This is a genomic window from Citrobacter sp. Marseille-Q6884, from assembly GCF_945906775.1.
Classification (GTDB): Bacteria; Pseudomonadota; Gammaproteobacteria; order Enterobacterales; family Enterobacteriaceae; genus Citrobacter.
This window is the reverse complement of sequence record NZ_CAMDRE010000001.1, coordinates 1504869-1527137: the sequence shown is the minus strand read 5'-3', so window position 1 is coordinate 1527137 and position 22269 is coordinate 1504869. Positions and strand designations below refer to the sequence as shown.

At 52.2% G+C, this 22269-nt stretch carries 18 protein-coding genes; 14 read left to right on the top strand and 4 right to left on the bottom strand.

Translation table 11 applies throughout. The annotated features are described in order from the left end of the window. Positions 1-48: 48 nt before the first annotated feature. From fumA to pmrB, 8 genes are all read left to right on the top strand, one after another. Positions 49-1695 (top strand): class I fumarate hydratase FumA, encoded by a 1647-nt coding sequence (gene fumA, locus N7268_RS07235; RefSeq protein WP_260862292.1) that lies wholly within the window; start codon positions 49-51, stop codon positions 1693-1695. Positions 1696-1843: 148 nt separating this feature from the next. Then, positions 1844-2476 (top strand): DUF2238 domain-containing protein, encoded by a 633-nt coding sequence (locus N7268_RS07230; protein WP_260862291.1) that lies wholly within the window; start codon positions 1844-1846, stop codon positions 2474-2476. 341 nt (positions 2477-2817) lie between these two features. Beyond that, positions 2818-5085, top strand: a complete 2268-nt coding sequence (gene adiA / locus N7268_RS07225) for an arginine decarboxylase (protein ID WP_260862290.1) — start codon at positions 2818-2820, stop codon at positions 5083-5085. A 365-nt stretch (positions 5086-5450) separates the two neighbouring features. Beyond that, positions 5451-6212 (top strand): AraC family transcriptional regulator, encoded by a 762-nt coding sequence (locus tag N7268_RS07220; RefSeq protein ID WP_260862289.1) that lies wholly within the window; start codon positions 5451-5453, stop codon positions 6210-6212. A gap of 127 nt (positions 6213-6339) precedes the next feature. After that, positions 6340-7677 (top strand): arginine/agmatine antiporter, encoded by a 1338-nt coding sequence (adiC, locus tag N7268_RS07215; protein WP_198907247.1) that lies wholly within the window; start codon positions 6340-6342, stop codon positions 7675-7677. 147 nt (positions 7678-7824) lie between these two features. Further along, entirely contained in the window at positions 7825-9462 is a 1638-nt protein-coding gene (gene eptA, locus N7268_RS07210; RefSeq protein WP_260862288.1) for a phosphoethanolamine transferase EptA, read from the top strand. 4 nt (positions 9463-9466) lie between these two features. After that, positions 9467-10135: a two-component system response regulator PmrA gene (gene pmrA / locus N7268_RS07205; protein WP_260862287.1), complete on the top strand. Its 669-nt coding sequence runs from the start codon at positions 9467-9469 to the stop codon at positions 10133-10135. Beyond that, positions 10136-11218 (top strand): two-component system sensor histidine kinase PmrB, encoded by a 1083-nt coding sequence (gene pmrB / locus N7268_RS07200; protein ID WP_260862286.1) that lies wholly within the window; start codon positions 10136-10138, stop codon positions 11216-11218. Here the strand turns inward: pmrB and pmrR are convergent. After that, a complete protein-coding gene (gene pmrR, locus N7268_RS07195) occupies positions 11212-11301 on the bottom strand; it encodes an LpxT activity modulator PmrR (RefSeq protein WP_198907243.1) in 90 nt (29 codons plus the stop codon). The two genes, pmrB and pmrR, sit on opposite strands and share 7 nt — an antisense overlap. Before the next feature lie 84 nt (positions 11302-11385). After that, positions 11386-12888: a glycine betaine/L-proline transporter ProP gene (gene proP / locus N7268_RS07190; protein ID WP_198907242.1), complete on the bottom strand. Its 1503-nt coding sequence runs from the start codon at positions 12886-12888 to the stop codon at positions 11386-11388. Positions 12889-13586: 698 nt separating this feature from the next. Between proP and kdgT the strand changes: the two genes are divergently transcribed. Next, positions 13587-14585: a 2-keto-3-deoxygluconate transporter gene (kdgT, locus tag N7268_RS07185; RefSeq protein WP_260862285.1), complete on the top strand. Its 999-nt coding sequence runs from the start codon at positions 13587-13589 to the stop codon at positions 14583-14585. Between the two features lie 16 nt (positions 14586-14601). Here kdgT and N7268_RS07180 read toward each other — a convergent pair whose 3' ends face one another. Both N7268_RS07180 and crfC read right to left on the bottom strand, forming a co-directional pair. Further along, positions 14602-15507, bottom strand: coding sequence for a YjcZ-like family protein (locus tag N7268_RS07180; protein WP_260862284.1), 906 nt, complete (start codon positions 15505-15507; stop codon positions 14602-14604). Then, a complete protein-coding gene (crfC, locus tag N7268_RS07175) occupies positions 15504-17858 on the bottom strand; it encodes a clamp-binding protein CrfC (protein WP_260862283.1) in 2355 nt (784 codons plus the stop codon). The genes N7268_RS07180 and crfC overlap by 4 nt, the downstream gene beginning before the upstream one ends. Before the next feature lie 656 nt (positions 17859-18514). On the opposite strand from crfC, the gene N7268_RS07170 reads away from it, so the two are divergent. The 5 genes from N7268_RS07170 to phnE all read left to right on the top strand — a co-directional run bounded on the left by N7268_RS07170 (position 18515) and on the right by phnE (position 22254). Beyond that, a complete protein-coding gene (locus tag N7268_RS07170; RefSeq protein ID WP_198907238.1) occupies positions 18515-18850 on the top strand; it encodes a zinc ribbon domain-containing protein YjdM in 336 nt (111 codons plus the stop codon). A 92-nt stretch (positions 18851-18942) separates the two neighbouring features. Beyond that, positions 18943-19389 (top strand): VOC family metalloprotein YjdN, encoded by a 447-nt coding sequence (gene yjdN / locus N7268_RS07165; RefSeq protein WP_260862281.1) that lies wholly within the window; start codon positions 18943-18945, stop codon positions 19387-19389. Between the two features lie 132 nt (positions 19390-19521). Beyond that, positions 19522-20310: a phosphonate ABC transporter ATP-binding protein gene (phnC, locus tag N7268_RS07160; protein ID WP_260862280.1), complete on the top strand. Its 789-nt coding sequence runs from the start codon at positions 19522-19524 to the stop codon at positions 20308-20310. A gap of 80 nt (positions 20311-20390) precedes the next feature. Beyond that, positions 20391-21407, top strand: a complete 1017-nt coding sequence (gene phnD / locus N7268_RS07155; protein ID WP_260862279.1) for a phosphonate ABC transporter substrate-binding protein — start codon at positions 20391-20393, stop codon at positions 21405-21407. 67 nt (positions 21408-21474) lie between these two features. Further along, positions 21475-22254, top strand: a complete 780-nt coding sequence (phnE, locus tag N7268_RS07150; RefSeq protein WP_038636402.1) for a phosphonate ABC transporter, permease protein PhnE — start codon at positions 21475-21477, stop codon at positions 22252-22254. Positions 22255-22269: the final 15 nt, after the last annotated feature.

The window sequence follows — 22269 nt, the reverse complement described above, 5'->3', positions numbered from 1 at the left end:
GACAGAGAATTTTTAAATTCCTGATAAAAATGAAAAGGCTGGAAGCAAATGTCAAAAGTTGAATTCACTTACCAGGCGCCTTTCCCGCTGGGGGAAGACAAAACAGAGTACTATCTGCTGACATCCGATCACGTCAGCGTTGCCGAGTTTGAAGGCGAATCAATCCTGAAAGTCGCTCCCGAAGCCCTTACGCTACTGGCTCAGCAAGCCTTCCACGATGCTTCCTTCATGCTCCGCCCAGAACATCAACAGCAAGTCGCCTCCATTCTCCATGATCCAGAAGCCAGCGAAAACGATAAGTACGTTGCGCTGCAATTCCTGAGAAACTCTGAAATCGCCGCCAAAGGCGTGTTGCCAACCTGCCAGGATACCGGCACGGCAATTATCATGGGTAAAAAAGGCCAACGCGTCTGGACCGGTGGCGGCGACGAAGCGGCACTCTCCAAAGGCGTATTTAATACCTATATTGAAGATAACCTGCGCTACTCGCAAAACGCGGCGCTGGATATGTACAAAGAAGTGAACACCGGCACTAACCTGCCTGCGCAAATTGATCTGTACAGCGTGGACGGTGACGAATACAAATTCCTGTGCGTGGCCAAAGGCGGCGGTTCTGCCAACAAAACCTATCTGTATCAGGAAACCAAAGCGCTGCTGACTCCCGGTAAGCTGAAAAACTACCTGGTCGACAAGATGCGTACGCTCGGTACTGCTGCCTGCCCGCCGTACCACATCGCTTTTGTCATTGGCGGTACATCTGCGGAAAGCACCCTCAAAACGGTGAAACTGGCCAGCACGCACTACTATGACGCGCTGCCAACCGAAGGCAATGCCCATGGTCAGGCATTCCGCGACATTCAGCTGGAACAAGAACTGCTGGAAGAAGCCCAGAAACTTGGCCTCGGCGCGCAGTTTGGCGGGAAATATTTCGCGCATGATATTCGCGTGATCCGCCTGCCTCGCCACGGTGCCTCCTGCCCGGTCGGTATGGGCGTTTCTTGTTCTGCTGACCGTAATATCAAAGCCAAGATTAACCGCGAAGGCATCTGGATTGAAAAACTGGAGCACAACCCAGGCCAGTATATTCCAGAATCCCTGCGTCAGGCAGGTGAAGGCGACGTCGTTAAGGTTGACCTTAACCGCCCGATGAAAGAGATCCTCGCTCAGCTTTCGCAGTACCCGGTTTCAACCCGCCTGTCGCTCAGCGGCACCATCATTGTGGGTCGCGACATTGCCCACGCGAAGCTGAAAGAGCGTATTGAGTCCGGCGAAGGCCTGCCGCAGTACGTGAAAGATCACCCGATCTACTACGCGGGCCCGGCAAAAACGCCTGCAGGTTATCCATCAGGCTCTTTAGGCCCCACCACTGCGGGTCGTATGGACTCTTATGTTGACCTGCTGCAGTCCCACGGCGGCAGCATGATCATGCTGGCGAAAGGTAACCGCAGCCAGCAGGTGACCGAGGCCTGTCATAAACACGGCGGCTTCTACCTGGGCAGCATCGGTGGTCCGGCTGCTGTACTGGCGCAACAGAGCATCAAACATCTGGAATGTGTGGAATACCCGGAGCTGGGTATGGAAGCCATCTGGAAAATCGAAGTCGAAGATTTCCCGGCCTTCATCCTGGTCGATGACAAAGGCAACGATTTCTTCCAGCAAATCGTCAGCAAGCAGTGCGCTAACTGCGCGAAGTAACCCATTCGGCCCGGCACCGGACTGACACCAAATTATTGGGAGTCAGCCCGGCGATCCCCCCGGGCCAACTTTATCCCCTCAATGACTGGCATTGAATTTTTATCGCTCCCGGTAAATAGTAGTCTTTTCCATTCGTTGAAAAATCATAATGATTCGTACACTGAACACATCGCAACGTAACGTTGGCGCACTGCTGCTGACACTGATCCTTATCTACACCGGCTTCTGTGCCACAGAGAAAATCACCTGGCTGATGGAAGTGACGCCGGTCATTATTGTCGTCCCGCTGTTACTTGCGACGGCAAAGCGCTACCCGCTAACGCCGCTGCTCTACACGCTGATTTTCTTTCATGCCATCATTCTGATGGTCGGCGGTATGTACACCTACGCCAAAGTGCCCATCGGTTTCGACGTTCAGGCGTGGCTGGATCTGAGCCGCAACCCCTATGACAAACTGGGGCACTTCTTCCAGGGGCTGGTTCCTGCCCTGACGGCAAGAGAGATTTTAGTGCGGGGCAATATTGTCCGTGGGCGTAAAATGCTGGCCTTTTTAGTCTGCTGCGTTGCGCTGGCAATCAGTGCCACCTATGAACTGATTGAATGGTGGGCCGCGCTGGCAATGGGTCAGGGAGCAGATGACTTCCTGGGAACGCAGGGTGACCCATGGGATACCCAGTCAGATATGTTTTGTGCCCTGCTCGGCGCATTAACCACGGTGATATTACTGGCAGGTATCCACTGTAAACAGTTGCGCCGCTATGGGTTAATCGCTGCGAATTAATCCAACCCGCTGCCGGATGTCCCTGACGCATCCGGCCTGACAGGGTTTATCAGCTCATCCACCAGGACATTAATCACCTCAGCAACGATAACAAGCGAGCATGTCCTGAACCGCCATAACAGTATCAGCCAAAAAAATAATTCCCCTGTCGATAAACGGCGGTGAAAAACCGCCGCCAATTCAATCTAATTTATTGTTTATAAAAGAATAAAACATAAAACAGTTCGTTTTTTGCACGCTTTACAGCCCATTTTGTCAGGATAATACTTGCCCGTGCCACATTCATACGGTGTGTCTGCAATTCACCCAATTGCAATTATTCCACTACCGGGTAAAAGACGATGAAAGTATTAATTGTTGAAAGTGAGTTTCTGCATCAGGACACCTGGGTCGGCAATGCTGTCGAACGTCTGGCTGATGCCTTAAGTCGGCAAAATGTTACCGTCATTAAGTCCACATCATTTGACGATGGTTATGCCATCCTGGCGGCAAATGAAGCCATTGATTGCCTGATGTTCAGCTATCAAATGGAGCAGCAGGATGAACACCTGAACGTCAGGCAATTGATCGGCAAGCTCCACGAGCGCCAGCAAAACGTTCCCGTTTTCCTGCTCGGCGATCGGGAAAAAGCCACTGCATCGCTGGACCGCGATCTGTTGGAGCTTGTCGATGAATTCGCCTGGATTCTGGAAGACACCGCTGACTTTATCGCCGGGCGCGCCATCGCGGCAATGACCCGCTATCGCCAGCAACTCCTGCCACCGCTATTCAGTGCGCTGATGAAGTACGGCGATATTCATGAATATTCCTGGGCCGCACCAGGCCACCAGGGCGGTGTCGGGTTCACCAAAACCCCCGCCGGTCGTTTCTACCATGACTACTACGGTGAAAATCTGTTCCGTAGCGATATGGGGATCGAACGTGCGTCCCTCGGCTCTTTGCTGGATCATACTGGCGCATTTGGTGAGAGTGAAAAATATGCTGCCCGCGTCTTTGGCGCAGACCGCTCCTGGTCGGTTGTGGTCGGTACGTCCGGTTCCAACCGCACCATCATGCAAGCCTGTATGACCGACAACGATGTCGTGGTGTTGGATCGTAACTGCCATAAATCCATCGAGCAGGGGCTGATCCTCACCGGGGCAAAACCGGTATATATGGTGCCAAGCCGTAACCGTTACGGCATTATCGGGCCTATCTACCCGCAGGAAATGCAGCCTGAAACACTGCAGAAAAAAATCAGCGAAAGCCCGCTGACGAAAGGCAAAGTCGGACAGAAACCGTCATACAGCGTCGTCACCAACTGCACCTACGATGGGGTCTGCTATAACGCGAAAGAGGCGCAGGACCTGTTAGCGCAAACCAGCGACCGCATCCACTTCGACGAGGCCTGGTACGGTTATGCTCGCTTCAACCCGATTTATACCGATCACTATGCAATGCGTGGAGAGCCTGGCGACCATAACGGTCCTACCGTTTTTGCCACCCACTCAACTCACAAACTGCTGAATGCGCTGTCGCAGGCCTCGTATATTCATGTCCGTGAAGGGCGTGGGGCCGTGAATTTCTCCCGCTTTAACCAGGCATATATGATGCACGCCACCACCTCTCCGCTGTATGCCATCTGCGCATCCAACGACGTGGCGGTCTCTATGATGGACGGTAACAGCGGTCTGTCGCTCACCCAGGAAGTGATCGACGAAGCGGTCGATTTCCGCCAGGCCATGGCACGGTTGTACAAAGAATTCACCACCGAGGGCGACTGGTTCTTTAAACCCTGGAACAAAGACGTGGTCACCGATCCGCAGACCGGTAAAACCTATGACTTTGCGGATGCGCCAACCCAACTCCTGACCACCGACCAGAACTGCTGGGTGATGCGTCCGGGAGAATCCTGGCACGGCTTTAAAGACCTGCCGGATAACTGGAGCATGCTGGACCCGATTAAAGTCAGTATTCTGGCGCCGGGGATGGGTGATGATGGCGAACTGGAAGAGACCGGTGTACCGGCGGCTCTGGTCACCGCCTGGCTTGGCCGTCACGGTATCGTGCCGACCCGCACCACCGATTTCCAGATTATGTTCCTGTTCTCAATGGGGATTACTCGTGGTAAATGGGGCACCCTGATCAATACACTGTGCTCTTTCAAACACCACTATGATGCCAATACTCCGCTGTCGCAGGTCATGCCTGAACTGGTAGAGGAATATCCTGACACTTACTCAAACATGGGCATTCACGATCTGGGCGACACCATGTTCGCCTGGCTGAAAGAAAATAACCCAGGCGCCCGACTCAACGCGGCCTATTCTGGCCTGCCTGTCGCTGAAATCACCCCGCGTGAAGCCTATAACGCGATTGTGAGCGATAACGTTGAGATGGTGGCCATTGAAAATCTGCCGGGCCGTATAGCAGCAAACTCCGTTATTCCTTACCCACCAGGAATCCCGATGCTGCTGTCCGGGGAAAACTTTGGCGATGCCAATAGCCCACAGATTAGTTACCTGCGTTCGTTGCAATCCTGGGACCATCATTTCCCTGGCTTTGAACATGAAACCGAAGGAACGGAGATTATTGACGGTGTGTATCACGTCATGTGTGTGAAAGCATAAGTTAAGCCCGTCGTTTTTCAGATTTCCCTTATTGGACAATTTGAAATTCATAAGGCCTGGACTGCTTTATTTTTTTAAAAGGTTGGCATGTGATGATTGAGTAATTCCTGAGTATTGCTGCAAAACAATAACATTGTCATACCTTTTTGCGCGGGACCACCCCGCGCTTTTTTTATACATAAAAAGCAGGTTTCCACTCGTGTAAAAAATAATTTACATGAGAATTATCTCGCCAGATATTGTAATTATCTCAAATCACGCTATTTTATCGCAGGTCTTGATTTGTCATACAATTGTTATTAACCGGTATTACTCACCCTTCGGCGAGCGACGGTATTTTATGTTCATATTCCAGGAGTTCGGGTATGAGGGTTTGCAGCAAAGAAGCTTGTGTTGTTGTATTAACGGAGAAAGATGTTTGGTTAAGGATTAACGGTAAAGAAGCCATCAGTTTAAAAGCTAACCACATGGCACTGGTGGCCTGTGATAATAATATTATCGACTTCTCTTCACTTAATAACGCACTGGTCGTACATATCAGTCGCGACATCATTAAAGACTATTTACGATTTTTAAATAAAGATCTTTCACAGATCCCTCTCTGGCAACGTAGCACCAGCCCGGTGATGACCGCCGCCTGCTTGACGCCGGATGTCTTTCGGGTTGCCGCTCAGCACAGCGTGATGAAAACAACGGATGAAAGTGAATATGAGCGCATGCGTTCACTGCTGTTCACCGTATTATCACGTTTTCTCAGCAGCAAAAAATTCATCTCTCTGCTTATGCATATGTTACGCAACCGTATCAGCGATAGCGTTTACCACATCATTGAGAGCGACATTCATAAAGACTGGAATTTAAGCATGGTCGCCAGTTGCTTATGTCTGAGTCCCAGTCTGTTAAAGAAAAAGCTCAAAAGTGAAAATACCAGTTACAGTCAAATAATCACCACCTGTCGAATGCGTTATGCCGTAAATCAATTAATGATGGACGGAAAAAACATTTCACAGGTATCGCAACTGTGTGGATATAACAGCACGTCCTACTTTATCTCTGTATTCAAAGAGTTTTACGGCATGACACCGCTGCATTATGTCAGTCAGTACCGGGAACGATCGGCCGCCTGATTTTTCATCATTTAGCGATAAGCCATAATAATATCAGCATTAGCGATACCCCTACTCCGCCATCATAAAATAGCTTTCTGAAGAGGTATGATACGACGTCATTTATCCTTATCAGGAGTTAAAAAATATGTCGACGGATGCTGATGCTCATAAAGTGGGCTTAATCCCCGTCACCCTTATGGTGTCGGGGAATATTATGGGTTCCGGTGTATTCCTGCTACCCGCAAACCTTGCGTCAACTGGCGGGATTGCAATCTACGGATGGTTGGTCACTATTATCGGTGCCCTGGCACTGTCGATGGTGTATGCCAAAATGTCGTCCTTAGACTCCAGTCCCGGTGGTTCTTATGCTTATGCCCGCCGCTGTTTCGGTCCATTTTTAGGCTACCAAACTAACGTGCTGTACTGGCTAGCCTGCTGGATCGGTAACATCGCCATGGTCGTCATTGGCGTGGGTTACCTGAGCTACTTCTTCCCTATCTTAAAAGATCCGCTGGTGTTAACCCTTACCTGCGTCGTCGTACTGTGGATCTTCGTGTTACTGAATATCGTCGGACCGAAGATGATCACCCGCGTACAGGCCGTCGCGACCGTACTGGCGCTGGTACCGATTGTCGGGATTGCCGTCTTCGGCTGGTTCTGGTTCCGGGGTGAAACCTACATGGCGGCCTGGAATGTCAGCGGTATGAACACCTTTGGCGCCATTCAAAGCACCTTAAATGTCACCCTCTGGTCATTCATCGGGGTAGAAAGTGCCTCCGTGGCCGCCGGCGTGGTGAAAAACCCTAAACGTAATGTGCCTATCGCCACCATTGGCGGGGTACTGATTGCCGCAGTCTGCTACGTGCTCTCCACAACGGCGATTATGGGCATGATCCCTAACGCGGCGCTGCGCGTTTCTGCTTCCCCGTTCGGCGATGCCGCGCGTATGGCGCTGGGTAACACCGCCGGGGCGATTGTCTCCTTCTGCGCGGCTGCAGGTTGCCTTGGTTCGCTGGGCGGCTGGACGCTGCTTGCCGGGCAAACCGCCAAAGCGGCAGCGGATGATGGTCTGTTCCCGCCGATTTTCGCCCGCGTCAACAAAGCCGGTACCCCGGTTGCCGGGTTGATAATCGTCGGTATTCTGATGACTATCTTCCAGTTCAGCAGCATGTCGCCAAACGCGGCAAAAGAGTTCGGTCTGGTCTCTTCAGTATCGGTCATCTTCACGCTGGTGCCTTACCTGTATACCTGTGCCGCCCTGCTGCTGTTGGGTCACGGACACTTTGGTAAAGCGCGCCCGCTGTATTTAATGGTGACCTTCGTCGCTTTTGTCTACTGCATCTGGGCAGTGGTCGGTTCTGGCGCCAAAGAGGTCATGTGGTCATTCGTGATGCTGATGATCATCACCGCGATGTATGCCCTCAATTACAACCGGATCCATAAAAACCCGTATCCATTGGATGCCCCGGTCAACCGTAACTAATTTTCGACACGCACAGTAGCCCGATAACGCACGCTTATCGGGCCTACGCATCGCGCAACTCCCCGCAACGACAAACATTAAGAACTTAAGGTTGGCTTAATTTTACTTTGAGAGGATCTGCCCCACTTAGTCGATGGAACCCCCTTAATGTTAAAGCTTCTGTTTAAAAGACCGACTCTCGGGCAAATCAGCTGGCTTCTGCTGATCTCATTTTATCTTGCGACTTTCCTGAACATTGCGTTTTACAAACAGGTACTACAAGACCTGCCGCGAGATTCTCTGCGTAACGTGCTGGTATTTTTATCCATGCCGGTCGTTGCCTTCAGCGTCATGAACATCGTGCTAACACTGGCCTCTTTCCTGTGGCTTAACCGCCTGCTAGCCTGTATTTTCATTCTGGTGGGGGCATCCGCTCAGTATTTTATCATGACCTACGGCATCATCATCGACCGCTCGATGATCGCCAATATGATGGACACCACGCCGGCAGAAACCTTCGCGCTGCTGACGCCGCAGATGATCGTGACGCTTGGCGTGAGCGGCATTCTGGCCGCGGTGATTGCCTGCTGGATCAAAATTAAACCGGCTACGCCATGGCCGCGTAGCGTACTGTACCGGGCTTTGAATATCGTCATATCAGCACTGTTGATCGTGCTGGTCGCCGCCTTTTTCTACAAAGATTACGCGTCGCTGTTTCGCAACAATAAAGAGCTGGTCAAATCCCTGAGCCCGTCCAACAGCATTGTGGCCACCTCATCCTGGTACTCACATCAGAGACTGGCTAACCTGCCGCTGGTGCGTATTGGCGAAGATGCCCATCGCAATCCCTTGATGCTGCAAGAAAAACGCAAAAACCTCACCATTGTGGTTCTCGGTGAAACGTCGCGCGGCGATAATTTCTCATTATCCGGTTATTCGCGTCAGACCAACCCGCTGCTGGAAAAAGATGATGTGGTCTATTTCCCTCACACCACTTCCTGCGGTACGGCGACAGCGGTTTCTGTGCCCTGTATGTTCTCTGACATGCCGCGTGCGCACTACGATGAAGAACTGGCGCACCATCAGGAAGGCGTGCTCGACATCATCCAACGGGCGGGAATTAACGTGCTGTGGAACGATAACGACGGCGGCTGTAAAGGTGCCTGCGACCGCGTACCGCATCAAAATATGACCGCGCTGAACCTGCCAGGGCAGTGCATCGACGGCGAATGCTACGATGACGTGCTGTTTCACGGGCTGGAGGAGTACATCAATAATCTGCAAGGCGACGGCGTGATTGTGCTGCATACCATCGGCAGCCACGGCCCAACCTATTACAACCGCTATCCTGCGCAGTTTAAGAAATTTACGCCGACCTGCGACACCAACGAAATCCAGACCTGCTCACAACAGCAGCTGGTGAATACCTACGACAACACGATCCTCTACGTTGACTATATTGTTGATAAAGCAATCAATATACTGAAAGAGCATCAGGATAATTTCACCACCAGCCTGGTCTATCTCTCCGATCACGGTGAATCCTTAGGGGAAAATGGCGTCTATTTGCACGGTCTGCCCTATTCGATTGCGCCAGACACGCAAAAGCATGTCCCGATGCTGCTGTGGCTCTCAGAGGATTATCAGCAACGCTATCAGGTCTCTCAGACATGTTTGCAAAAACGGGCACGCTCAGAAGACTTCTCGCAGGATAATCTCTTCTCAACCCTGCTGGGATTAACGGGCGTGCAAACACAGAAATATCAGGCCGCAGATGATATTCTGCAGCCCTGCCGGGGAGGCTAACCGAATGAAAATTCTGATTGTTGAAGACGATACGCTGTTATTACAGGGGCTGATTCTCGCCGCGCAAACGGAAGGTTACGCCTGCGATGGCGTGTCGACAGCCCGTGCAGCAGAGCAGTGTCTGGAGAGCGGCCATTACAGCCTGGTGGTTCTGGATCTGGGGTTACCTGATGAAGATGGTCTGCACTTTCTGACCCGGATCAGACAGAAAAAATATACCCTTCCGGTACTGATCCTCACCGCCCGCGATACGATCAAAGACCGTATCACCGGGCTGGATGTCGGTGCCGATGACTATCTGGTCAAACCGTTCGCACTGGAAGAACTCCACGCCCGTATTCGGGCGCTGTTGCGTCGTCATAACAACCAGGGTGAGAGTGAGCTTATCGTCAGTAATCTGACGCTGAATATTGGTCGCCGTCAGGTGTGGATGGACGGGCAAGAGATCATCTTAACGCCAAAAGAGTATGCGTTACTGTCGCGGTTGATGCTCAAAGCCGGAAGCCCGGTCCACCGGGAGATTCTGTATAACGACATCTACAGCTGGGATAACGAGCCGTCAACCAATACGCTGGAAGTGCACATTCACAACCTGCGCGACAAAGTCGGTAAATCGCGTATCCGCACGGTCAGGGGATTTGGTTACATGCTGGTGACGACCGAGGAAAGCTAAGTGAAGCTGCTACAGTATTTCAAAAAACCTCTCCCCCTTCGTCATCGTTTAATACTCACGATTGGCATTATTTTGGTGGTTTTTCAGCTTATTAGCTCCTTCTGGCTGTGGCATGAAAGCACCGAGCAAATCCAGTTGTTTGAGCAGGCGTTACGCGATAACCGTAACAACGACCGCCATATCATGCACGAGATCCGCGAGGCCATCGCCAGCCTGATCGTGCCCGGTATTTTCATGGTCAGCCTGACGCTGCTGATTTGCTATCAGGCGGTGCGGCGTATCACCCGCCCGCTTGCCGACCTGCAAAAAGAGTTAGAAGCCCGAGCGGCCGATAACCTGACCCCCATCGAAGTTCGCAGCTCCACCGTTGAGATACAGGCGGTGGTCTCATCGCTTAATGAACTGGTCACACGACTCACCACGACCATCGAAAATGAACGTCTGTTTACCGCCGATGTGGCGCACGAGTTGCGCACACCGTTATCGGGCGTCCGACTGCACCTGGAACTCCTGTCAAAAGCCCATAACCTGGACGTTTCACCGCTCATTGCCCGCCTCGACCAAATGATGGACAGCGTGTCCCAACTGCTGCAACTCGCCCGCGTGGGTCAGTCGTTTTCCGCTGGTAATTATCAGCATGTCAAACTGCTGGAAGACGTCATACTGCCCTCGTGGGATGAACTCAGTACCATGCTGGACTCACGGCAACAAACACTCCTCCTGCCCGAGAGCACGGCGGATGTCGTGGTGCGTGGCGATGTCACACTCTTACGTATGCTGCTGCGAAATCTGGTGGAAAACGCACACCGTTACAGCCCGGAAGGCACAGCGATTAGGATCGTTCTGGACACTGAAAACGATGCAATCATGGCCGTCGAAGATGAAGGGCCAGGGATTGACGAAAGTAAATGCGGGGAGTTAAGCAAAGCGTTTGTACGCATGGACAGCCGTTTCGGTGGAATCGGGCTGGGGCTAAGCATTGTGAGCCGTATAACCCAGCTCCATCACGGGCAATTCTTTTTGCAAAATCGCACTGATGCTACCGGCACTCGCGCCTGGGTGGTGCTGGAAAAAGATCAGTAAGAGCTGACCCACACGTACAAAAAACTGCTCACGATCAGCAGACTGAATACGGTAGTCAAACTTTCATAAATACGGGTTTTCATGGCACTCTCCTCCGATAATCTGGAGGAGAGTTTGCCAAAGCGAGATTAAGTCAACCTTAAGACAAGCCCGCAGGTGGGATAAGATTACTCATCAATGCGCGGATGCTGCTGCACCAGGCGTGAACGCTTAGCCTGCAACTCAGCAATTTCCTGATCGATATCGTCAATCTTCTGCTCGATGTTATCGTAGTGCTCGCCGAGAATCTCTTTCGCTTCCTGAATATCCGAAGCCGCAGGTGTTGCCCCTTTCAACGGCTGATTCGCCGTCTCTTTCATGGTCACACCGGTAATCAAACCGACCACCGCAACCACCATCAGATAATACGCGGGCATCATCAGATTCTGCGAGCTTTCCACCAGCCAGGCGGCCAGCGTCGGCGTCAGGCCAGCAATCAATACCGAGATATTAAACGCGGCAGCCAGCGCACTATAGCGAATATGCGTCGGGAACATTGCCGGTAAGGTTGATGCCATCACCCCGGTAAAGCAGTTGAGAATCACCGCCAGCATCAGCAAACCGGCGAAAATCAGGCCGATGATATTGCTGTTAATCAGAATGAATGCCGGGATCGCCAGCGCAAACAGCGCAATACTGCCCATGATAACAAATGGACGACGCCCGAAGCGGTCACTCAACAGTCCCATTATCGGCTGCACGAACAGCATACCAATCATGATGGCGATAATAATCAGCACGCCATGATCTTCCGAGTAGTGCAGGTTATGCGACAGGTAGCTCGGCATATAGGTAAGCAGCATGTAATAGGTGACGTTGGTTGAAATCACCAGACCAATACACGCCAGAAGGCTACGCCAGTGCTTCGTGGCAATTTCCTTAAACGAGACTTTCGGCCCTTCCTGCAACCCCTGACGGTCGCCCTGTTCCAGCTTATCGACATGCTGCTGGAACGCCGGGGTCTCTTCCAGCGCATGACGCAGATACAGACCAATCAATCCTAACGGCAACGCAAGGAAGAACGGAATACGCCAGCCCCATTCCAGGAAGTTCTCTTCACCGACCACGGTCGAGATCAGCACCACCACGCCCGCACCGAGCACAAAGCCCGCGATAGAGCCGAAATCCAGCCAGCTCCCCATAAATCCACGTTTACGGTCCGGCGAGTATTCCGCGACGAAAATCGATGCGCCGGTATACTCCCCGCCAACCGAGAAGCCCTGTGCCATCTTACACAGCAACAGCAAAATCGGCGCCCAGATACCAATGGTAGCATACGAGGGGATAAGCCCAATACAGAAGGTACTTATCGACATAATCACAATCGTGATAGCAAGGATCTTCTGGCGACCATATTTATCGCCGAGCATACCGAAGAACAATCCGCCAAGCGGTCGAATCAGAAAGGGAACGGAGAAGGTAGCAAGTGCAGCAACCATCTGCACACTGGGGTCAGCCCCCGGGAAGAACACCTTACCTAATGCGTAAGCAACAAACCCATAAACACCAAAATCAAACCACTCCATCGCATTACCGAGCGACGCTGCGGTAATGGCTTTTCGCAGTTTACCGTCATCGATGATGGTGACGTCGCGAAGCGTAATTGGCTTTATTTTTTTCCTTTTTAGCATACCAGTCCTCTTAGACTTTGCCCTGTCACGCACAGTTTGACTCACCTGGCACAACATGCGCCTGGGTCATCTTTCTGGCGGGGAATGCACTGGCGCAATCCCTGTAACAAGCGTAGCAGGTTTACTTACACTGACCGGAAACGTGCAGTACAACCGAACCTGTTGACGCCTGATTGGGCGGTTAATGACCTCTTTACCCTAACAGTGTTTAAATTTGTGATCAACTTCACACATAGTTTTTCATTTCGTCAACCTGCGTAAATAAGGTCATTCTTAGTCAACTTTTTTACATGCTGTCATTGTTATTTATTGACGATTAATGCTTGGAAAAAATCACTTGTCAGCACAAACAATCACTGTGTTTATTATTCCTCCGCCAGCGAAAAAACCTCTAATCCCTTCACAAAAAATTCACAGGTTTTTTAATAATTGGAGCGATTGGGAAGTTTTACCTGGAATATGTGATGAAGATAACTAAAACGCCGTTTTATTTTGATTGAATCATCGTTCTCATGAATGCACACTAATTCCAGACGCAATATCCCTGGGAGCAGTGAATGCTCAATGTATGCCGCGTTAGATGTTAAAAAACAAAGACATAGCTGATTATCCCTGTTGGAAGCAGCAAGTAACCATTTGAAATTAAATACTATTTAGTTCTTTCGCGTTAATTACCTGCGACAGATATGAGGACGTTTATGAAAATTAAAGCCACGATTGAACGCATCCCTGGCGGAATGATGCTGATCCCGTTGTTATTAGGTGCCGTGTTAAATACGTTAGCACCCAATACCGGCGCTTATTTCGGTTCGTTTACCAAGGGCATGATCAGCGGCACCGTTCCCATTCTGGCGGTCTGGTTTTTCTGTATCGGCGCATCTATTGATTTACGGGCAACCGGTACGGTATTACGCAAGTCCGGTACGCTGGTAATAACCAAAATTGCGGTGGCCTGGGTCGTGGCAATGATTGCCGCATCATTTATTCCTGATACCGGTATTCAAACTGGCTTCTTTGCGGGACTTTCCGTGCTGGCGATTGTCTCCGCAATGGACATGACCAACGGTGGCCTGTACGCCAGCCTGATGAACCAGTACGGCACCAAAGAAGAGTCTGGCGCATTCGTGCTGATGTCTCTGGAATCCGGTCCGCTGATGACCATGGTCATCCTGGGCTCTGCAGGCCTTGCCTCCTTTGAACCGCACCATTTCATTGGCGCCGTATTACCGTTCCTGATTGGCTTTACGCTGGGTAACCTGGATCACGACCTGCGTTCCTTCTTCAGCAAAGCAACGCCGGTGCTGATTCCGTTCTTCGGTTTTGCGCTGGGTAACACGATCAACCTGAGCGTCATTGTTGACACCGGTCTGCTGGGTATCCTGCTGGGTGTGGCGGTTATCGTGATTACCGGTATCCCACTGATTATTGCTGACCGCGTCATTGGCGGCGGGAATGGTACTGCGGGTGTTGCCGCCTCTTCTGCGGCGGGTGCTGCAGTCGCAAACCCGGTGATTATCGCCCAGATTAACCCGGCATTTGAACCGGTTGCTGCTTCCGCAACCGCACTGGTTGCCGCCAGCGTCATTGTCACGGCGATTCTGGTGCCGATTATCACCGCGCTGTATGCCAAACGTTTTAACAAGAATCTGGTCGTCAATGAGACTGCAGCAACACCTGCAGACTCTCTGCACCACTAAGTCTGCCTCAGCCCGTTCACCGTCCCCGCTCCCCCAGGCGCGGGGACGGTGCAAAAATCTCCTCCACCATCGCATCCACCAGGCGCTTTGCCGAACATAGCCTCGGCATCCCCAACGCCACATTTTGCCAGCGCTGTGTGACTGACCAGCTCACCGGGTGACGCTGGGCATCGCACCAGTCCCCCAGCCAGCTCAACATATCGTTATGCTCGCCCGACCCGCCGACAGCCGGTGAATTAAGCCAATGATGGTAGTAGTGACGCGTGGTGGGCGCCGCATTCACGCTGTAGGCCAGCGCCTGCGTGGCCATTTTGCGCAGATTGTCCTTGAGCATCGTCGCCACGTCGGCATTGCCCAACCGACAGGCATCGCCAAAGGCTCCCCAACGTAACTCTTCCAGCGCCACAAAGCAGCGTCCCGGCAACGACCAGCCGTCATACGCGCCCGCGCGCCAGCGGGTAAAAATTTGTTCGCTGTGCTCGCCCGCCTGGACGGTCAACCCCCGCTGCGTCAGCGCCTTCTCTTTGTAAGCGCCGCGTTGTGTAAACCAACCGGAGAGCGAATCAATCTGCTGCACCACGCCAGGCGTGGATTGCCCACGCAGGTTCTCTGTTTGTTGCAGGAACCTCAGCCCCCCGGCAATACGCACCAGCGCCAGATGCCCCGGGTCAATCATGCCCGCCAGTTTTTCCACCAGCTTAAGGCGCATCACAAGGTGTTCGCTGGACACACCCGCCACGACCCACGCACGAAGCTGGGTCTGGGATAAAACTTCTTGCGTCAGCCGCGCGCGCAACCGCTGCTGCTGTTGCAGAAATCCACCGGAACGTTTGGTTTCATCTCCCTGAACCAGATCGACCATAAACTTCGGGTAGACACACTCCAGCGTCCTCCCGGGGCCTTCCAGTAACGCGTTTGTCATGTGTGCTCAGCTGCAAAAAGGGTATGGATATCGTCACGAAGCAAGCGGGAATCTTCATAAATCCAGGCCACCGTCGCAATGCGATGCTGCAATTGTTCACTCAATGCATTCACCGCCGATTCATGCTGCTGGCGTATCGTCAGACTCTCACGCAGGCTCGCCTGCAATTGCGTCAGGCACAAGGAAAAATCGGCAAAAAACGTTGCCATGCCTGCCGTAACGGAAATATCGACCTGAGCCACTAAAGCTTTACGGATTTGTTGGCAAAACTGGGTGACATAATGCACAAGGCTCTTGTGCAGCGCCCTCATGTCGATGAGGTAACGCGTTTTCGTTTCTACGTAATCGTTCCATCCCCAGTTTGGCTGGTTCAGCCAACGCGAAAACGTATCCCGCACACCTCCCGCATGGGGGGTGGCGTCATCCGACGGAATATCCTGTTCAATGGCCTCATTAAAGAGCTGACGGGTATTGAAGTTAAACATCGTCGCATGAAACGCCGGGAAACGAATTCGCGCTCGAAATCCTGCATGACTCAGTTCTTCCTTCACCCGTAACTCAATGGGTCGGATGGCGTCATTTAATGCCCGGGACAGCGTCGATTCAAGTTGCTCAAAACGCAGTGCTAAATCACGACTGATACTCTCCTGTGCCGTCAGCAGAACGCCTTCACAGGATGAGCGAATTTTGTCTAAAACAATTTTTGCTTGTCCTTCGTCATGCAGCACCAGCATTTCACCGGCCATTTCCGCCGCCGCAACGGACGCCCCCATACCGTGCTGTGACATCATCAATACATTTTCTTTGACAAAGAACGCATGGATACCGTTGAGAATCTCAGCCCGCTGCTGATTGAGATACGCCGTCGCCGAAGCCAGCGCCAGCTCCACTTCGTGGTTCACCTCATCTTTTACCCGTTCCTGGCTCATCTGAAGCTGCTGCATATCGTCTTCAATATGCGCGATGTTCAGCCGTAGCGTTTCATACGCGACCGTTAAGCCTTGATAACGAAACTCCAGGTATTCGTGCGCGCTTTGTGCATAGTTCAATAACTTATGCGACGCAGAGCGTAGCGCATAGAGCGACGCATTCGCGTAAGCGGCGTGAATAACATTCTGGATCGGTTGTTCAAACAGCGAATCTTCCCAGAGCAAATCGGCGGCATGCCGTATATGCTCCGTATCATCAAGATCGGTGGTACGCCAACGTCTGCCGAGCGCCGCTTCGGCAAAATCCTGTACCCAACGCTGTTCCTGATGGTCCGGCAACCGCCCGTGAGTGGTCAGCTCATGGCGCGCCCTGTTCGCCAGATAGCCCCACATTGAGGAAACCGGGTAAATACGTTCAGGCGTAATGCCGCCTTTCATCAGCGTGCCGGAAATTAATGCCCGCACCTGCTCTTCATCATCGCTGTTGCGGTCTTTTTGATCGAATTTATTCACCAGGGCATACAGCGGTACAGACTTGCCTACCGCCATAATCGTCTGGCGTACTTCCTCATCCGAAATTGATTTCAGCTGGGTGTAATCCATCACCGCCAGTACCGCAGAAGCCCGCGCCAGCTGTTCATTCAGCATATTTTGTAAGTGTGGCTGCCCCGCCTCATTCGGCCCGGGGGTATCCAGCAAGGTCAATTGCCCCGGATAACTTGCCTGCCCGGCTAAGTGAACAAACTCAACCTCAATCACCGGAATATGTTCAATCGCCGTGTAAGCGGCAAAAGGAAAATCCACGTCCAGTGCTTTTGACAGGCGAACCAGATCGTTCAGGCTTTTCAGGCAATGGAAAATCGGCTGCGCCCCCAGATAATACCGCTCAAATGCCACGCCATTTTCAATATGCTGCAGCAGGACATTCATATCCTTATCAATTTCCAGCACCTGCGTAAGATGTTGGCGATCGCTCTCCCGCACACGCTGCTGCAATATATTCATTAAGGCATCAATCGGGGCGACGTGAGAAAAGTGCAGCACCGGCTCTTTCTGACCCGGTGTATGGCGGATAAGCGTCGGCAGCGCCGTCATCGGGCGATTACGGTTAGGCAACACCTCCGTTCCCACAATGGCGTTAATCGTCGTCGATTTTCCCGCTTTCATGGTCCCCACGATGGCCAGCACCATCTCCAGCCGCGTGATCTTTCGCAGCTCATTGTTGAGGGTCGCCTGCTGGATATCCATGCCACGGGCGCTGAAATGCAGGGGTTGCACTTGTCCGCTGTGCTCCCCTTGCGTTGGCGCGACATCGTCCAACGATGTCGTCGGCAATTTTTGCACTTGCCGGAGATGTTCGAGTGAAAGCATCAGCAAGCGTTCCGCTTCCTGACTTAATTCATAGATTGTCTGTGTGTACATGGAAAATTTTTCCTTAACGCAAATAACATTACTTTTATTTAGCCAAATCGTTTTATTTATGAATTTTCGGCTTTTATAATTACGTATAGAAATAATTAAAAAATCAAAACAACCCGCTGATTTATTAGAATAATGTTTGTTGTATAACTGCTAGCCTGATACCTCTCCCTTACTGTAATAATTAAGAAAGATAAACAGAGTAGTTCAGTTTTAAAAAATGCCAGCTTAATCCCGGTTATTATTACCTACCAAAATTAAGGGGTAATAAGACTGCCACTTACCCTAATTAAGCCATACTCAGAGCCAGGGATACTCTTTATTATTTTGGCCAGACGGGTAACGCGCGTCGTGCTTTGAATAGCGTTTGCGCGGCCAGAGCCACTGCACAGGCAATGTGCAGTATGACGCGTATACCCTATGAATATCAGGTGGTTCACCGCACCTTATCTTAAATAAGAAAACGTAGCAATTTCCCTTAAAAAATATTCAGCGCGGTTTTCTGGCGCAGGAAAGCAACCCGCAGCATGGGACGGCCATTTTTCTTAATCAGACAGTAGTCCCGACAAAAGCAGGGATTTTATGTATAATTGCGGCCTTTTTCGGCAATCTGCCATTTTTGGGCGCTTTTGCCCCTGCTGACTTTTGAGGAAATCCACATGTCATTACCACACTGCCCACAATGCAACTCCGAATACACTTACGAAGATAACGGCATGTTCATCTGCCCGGAATGCGCCCACGAATGGAACGACGCAGAACCGGCTCAGGACAGCGATGAACTCATCGTGAAAGACGCCAACGGCAACCTGCTGGCTGACGGCGACAGCGTTACCGTCATCAAAGATCTGAAAGTGAAAGGCAGCTCTTCAATGCTGAAGATCGGCACCAAAGTGAAAAACATCCGTCTGGTTGAAGGTGACCACAACATTGATTGCAAAATCGATGGATTTGGCCCAATGAAGCTGAAATCCGAGTTTGTGAAAAAGAACTAATGTGTCAGGCGGGAAGCTCATGCTTCCCGCCTGGTTTATTTTTGCAGACGGCATCTACACTTAATTGGCTTCTTTTACCTGAGGTAAAAATTATGCCGTTAAGTCCTTATATCTCCTTTGCAGGCAACTGCGCTGACGCCATCGCCTACTACCAAAAAACATTAGGCGCTGAGCTTCTCTACAAAATTAACTTCGGTGAAATGCCCCAGTCCGCCCAGGACAGCGAAGAGGGTTGCCCTTCCGGAATGAAATTCCCCGATACTGCCATCGCCCACGCGAATCTGCGCATCGCAGGCAGCGACATCATGATGAGCGACAGCGTCGCCACAGGAAAAGCCCACTACTCCGGCTTCACGCTGGTTCTCGACACGCAAAACGTTGAAGAAGGAAAGCGCTGGTTTGATAACCTCGCCGCAGGAGGCCAAATCGAAATGGACTGGCAGGAAACCTTCTGGGCGCACGGTTTCGGTAAAGTGACCGATCAGTACGGCGTCCCCTGGATGATCAACGTCGTAAAACAGCAACAGCCTGGTGAGTAACCTGACGGGAGGCGCGTCCTCCCGCACTGTCATCAAATGTCGCTCAACTCTTCATCGCCAAGTAACCATTTCTTAACGAAAACGTCACATTAATCCGCCACGATGGGGCCACTTTTTTAGGGAGCCCGCATCATGCAAACGATTATTCGCGTCGAGAAACTCTCCAAATCCTTCCATCAGCATCAGGCGCTCAATGCGGTTGATTTGAACATCTGCGCCGGTGAGATGGTGGCTCTGCTTGGGCCATCTGGCTCCGGCAAATCCACCCTTTTACGTCATTTAAGCGGCTTGATTACCGGAGATAAAGCCCCGGGAAGTCACGTCGAGCTATTAGGCCGCACCGTACAGCGTGAAGGCCGACTGGCACGCGATATCCGCAAAAGTCGTGCCCACACCGGCTACATCTTCCAGCAGTTCAATCTGGTCAACCGCCTGACGGTACTCGAGAACGTGCTGATTGGCGCGCTCGGCAGCACCCCATTCTGGCGTACCTGCTTTAGCTGGTTCAGTCAGGAGCAGAAACAGCGGGCCTTGCAGGCGCTTACCCGCGTGGGTATGGCGCACTTTGCGTATCAGCGTGTTTCCACGCTCTCCGGCGGGCAGCAGCAGCGCGTTGCCATCGCCCGCGCGCTGATGCAGCAGGCAAAAGTGATCCTCGCCGATGAGCCGATTGCCTCACTGGACCCGGAATCCGCACGCATCGTGATGGATACCCTGCGCGACATTAACCAGACCGACGGCATCACCGTGGTCGTCACGCTGCATCAGGTGGATTACGCCCTGCGCTACTGCGAACGGATCGTCGCGCTGCGTCAGGGCAACGTCTTCTTTGATGGCAGCAGCCAGCATTTTGATAACGATAGATTTGACCATCTCTACCGCAGCATGAACCGCGTCGAACAGAACGCGCAGGCTGCATAGTTCTAAAAAGCCAGGCGTTATTGGCGCAGACAGGCTGGCAAGTGAAATAGCCTGGAACAATGACTAATTAAGGAAACAACATGAGCTATAAGACCGTTGCCGCGCTGGCCTTCACCAGCATGTTCAGTCTCAGCACACTGCTCACCCCGGCGCATGCCGAAGAGCAAGAAAAAGCGCTGAACTTTGGCATTATTTCGACGGAATCACAGCAAAACCTGAAGCCGCAATGGGAACCGTTCCTGAAGGACATGGAAAAGTCGCTGGGCGTGAAAGTGAACGCCTTCTTCGCCCCGGACTACGCCGGGATCATCCAGGGTATGCGCTTTAACAAAGTCGATATCGCCTGGTACGGCAACCTCTCCGCCATGGAAGCGGTCGATCGCGCCAACGGCCAAGTCTTTGCCCAGACCGTTGCAGCCGACGGATCGCCGGGTTACTGGAGCGTGTTGATCGTTAACAAAGACAGCCCGATCAACAACCTGAACGATCTGATCGCGAAACGTAAGGATCTCACCTTCGGCAACGGCGATCCGAACTCCACGTCTGGCTACCTGGTCCCCGGCTATTACGTTTTCGCGAAAAACAATATTGCCGCCACTGACTTCAAACGCACCGTTAACGCCGGACATGAAACCAACGCGCTGGCCGTCGCCAACAAGCAGGTGGATGTTGCCACCAACAACACCGAAAACCTCGACAAGCTGAAAACTTCCGCACCGGACAAGCTAAAAGCACTGAAGGTGATTTGGAAGTCGCCGCTGATCCCGGGCGATCCCATCGTCTGGCGTAAAAATCTCTCTGAAACCACCAAGGACAAGGTTTACGACTTCTTTATGAACTACGGCAAAACGCCGGAAGAGAAGGCGACGCTGGAACGTCTGGGTTGGGCGCCGTTCCGTGCCTCCAGCGACCTGCAACTGGTGCCGATTCGCCAGCTGGCGCTGTTTAAAGAGATGCAGGGCGTGAAGGACAACAAGGGACTGAACGAAGAAGAGAAAACCAGCAAAACCTCCGCGCTTAAAGCGCAGCTGGATGACCTCGACCGCCTGACCGCCGCGCTGGGCGCCATGACCAGCGTGAATAAAGCGGTGCAGTAACGCGTCTGAGAGTGGTAGGCCTGATAACAGGCCTACCACGCAAACACACGTTCCAACGGAGCCAAATATGCAAACCATCACCGTCGCCCCGCCCAAGCGCAGCTGGTTCTCGCTGCTGAGCTGGGCCATCCTTCTCGCCGTGCTGGTTGTCTCGTGGAAAGGTGCCGAAATGGCGCCACTCACGCTGATCCAGGATTCCGGCAATATGGCGACTTTCGCCGCCGATTTCTTCCCGCCGGACTTCAGCCAGTGGCAGGACTATCTGGGTGAAATGGCCGTCACTCTGCAAATTGCCGTCTGGGGCACAGCGCTCGCCGTTGTTTTGTCGATTCCTTTCGGCCTGATGTGCGCCGATAACCTGGTCCCCTGGTGGATTTACCAGCCGATGCGCCGGGCGATGGATGCCTGTCGGGCCATCAACGAAATGGTCTTCGCCATGCTGTTTGTTGTCGCCGTCGGTCTGGGTCCGTTTGCCGGCGTGATGGCGCTGTTTATCCATACTACCGGCGTGCTCTCCAAGCTGCTTTCCGAAGCGGTAGAAGCCATTGAGCCGGGTCCGGTTGAAGGGATTCGCGCGACCGGCGCTAACAAGATTGAAGAAATTCTCTACGGCGTTCTGCCGCAGGTCATGCCACTCCTCATCTCCTACTCGCTGTATCGCTTTGAGTCCAATGTCCGCTCGGCCACGGTGGTTGGTATGGTCGGCGCAGGCGGCATTGGCGTGACCTTGTGGGAGGCGATTCGCGGATTCCAGTTCCAGCAAACCTGCGCCCTGATGGTGTTAATCATCGTCACCGTCAGCCTGCTGGATTTCCTCTCCCAGCGTTTGCGTAAGCACTTTATCTGATCAGCGAGGCATTGA

What these genes read in the sequence shown, in the direction of transcription:
- fumA (WP_260862292.1), top strand. Translation starts at nt 49, where the DNA reads ATGTCAAAAGTTGAATTCACTTACCAGGCGCCTTTCCCGCTGGGGGAA.
- N7268_RS07230 (WP_260862291.1), top strand. Translation starts at nt 1,844, where the DNA reads ATGATTCGTACACTGAACACATCGCAACGTAACGTTGGCGCACTGCTG.
- adiA (WP_260862290.1), top strand. Translation starts at nt 2,818, where the DNA reads ATGAAAGTATTAATTGTTGAAAGTGAGTTTCTGCATCAGGACACCTGG.
- N7268_RS07220 (WP_260862289.1), top strand. Translation starts at nt 5,451, where the DNA reads ATGAGGGTTTGCAGCAAAGAAGCTTGTGTTGTTGTATTAACGGAGAAA.
- adiC (WP_198907247.1), top strand. Translation starts at nt 6,340, where the DNA reads ATGTCGACGGATGCTGATGCTCATAAAGTGGGCTTAATCCCCGTCACC.
- eptA (WP_260862288.1), top strand. Translation starts at nt 7,825, where the DNA reads ATGTTAAAGCTTCTGTTTAAAAGACCGACTCTCGGGCAAATCAGCTGG.
- pmrA (WP_260862287.1), top strand. Translation starts at nt 9,467, where the DNA reads ATGAAAATTCTGATTGTTGAAGACGATACGCTGTTATTACAGGGGCTG.
- pmrR (WP_198907243.1), bottom strand. Translation starts at nt 11,301, where the DNA reads ATGAAAACCCGTATTTATGAAAGTTTGACTACCGTATTCAGTCTGCTG.
- proP (WP_198907242.1), bottom strand. Translation starts at nt 12,888, where the DNA reads ATGCTAAAAAGGAAAAAAATAAAGCCAATTACGCTTCGCGACGTCACC.
- kdgT (WP_260862285.1), top strand. Translation starts at nt 13,587, where the DNA reads ATGAAAATTAAAGCCACGATTGAACGCATCCCTGGCGGAATGATGCTG.
- N7268_RS07180 (WP_260862284.1), bottom strand. Translation starts at nt 15,507, where the DNA reads ATGACAAACGCGTTACTGGAAGGCCCCGGGAGGACGCTGGAGTGTGTC.
- crfC (WP_260862283.1), bottom strand. Translation starts at nt 17,858, where the DNA reads ATGTACACACAGACAATCTATGAATTAAGTCAGGAAGCGGAACGCTTG.
- N7268_RS07170 (WP_198907238.1), top strand. Translation starts at nt 18,515, where the DNA reads ATGTCATTACCACACTGCCCACAATGCAACTCCGAATACACTTACGAA.
- yjdN (WP_260862281.1), top strand. Translation starts at nt 18,943, where the DNA reads ATGCCGTTAAGTCCTTATATCTCCTTTGCAGGCAACTGCGCTGACGCC.
- phnC (WP_260862280.1), top strand. Translation starts at nt 19,522, where the DNA reads ATGCAAACGATTATTCGCGTCGAGAAACTCTCCAAATCCTTCCATCAG.
- phnD (WP_260862279.1), top strand. Translation starts at nt 20,391, where the DNA reads ATGAGCTATAAGACCGTTGCCGCGCTGGCCTTCACCAGCATGTTCAGT.
- phnE (WP_038636402.1), top strand. Translation starts at nt 21,475, where the DNA reads ATGCAAACCATCACCGTCGCCCCGCCCAAGCGCAGCTGGTTCTCGCTG.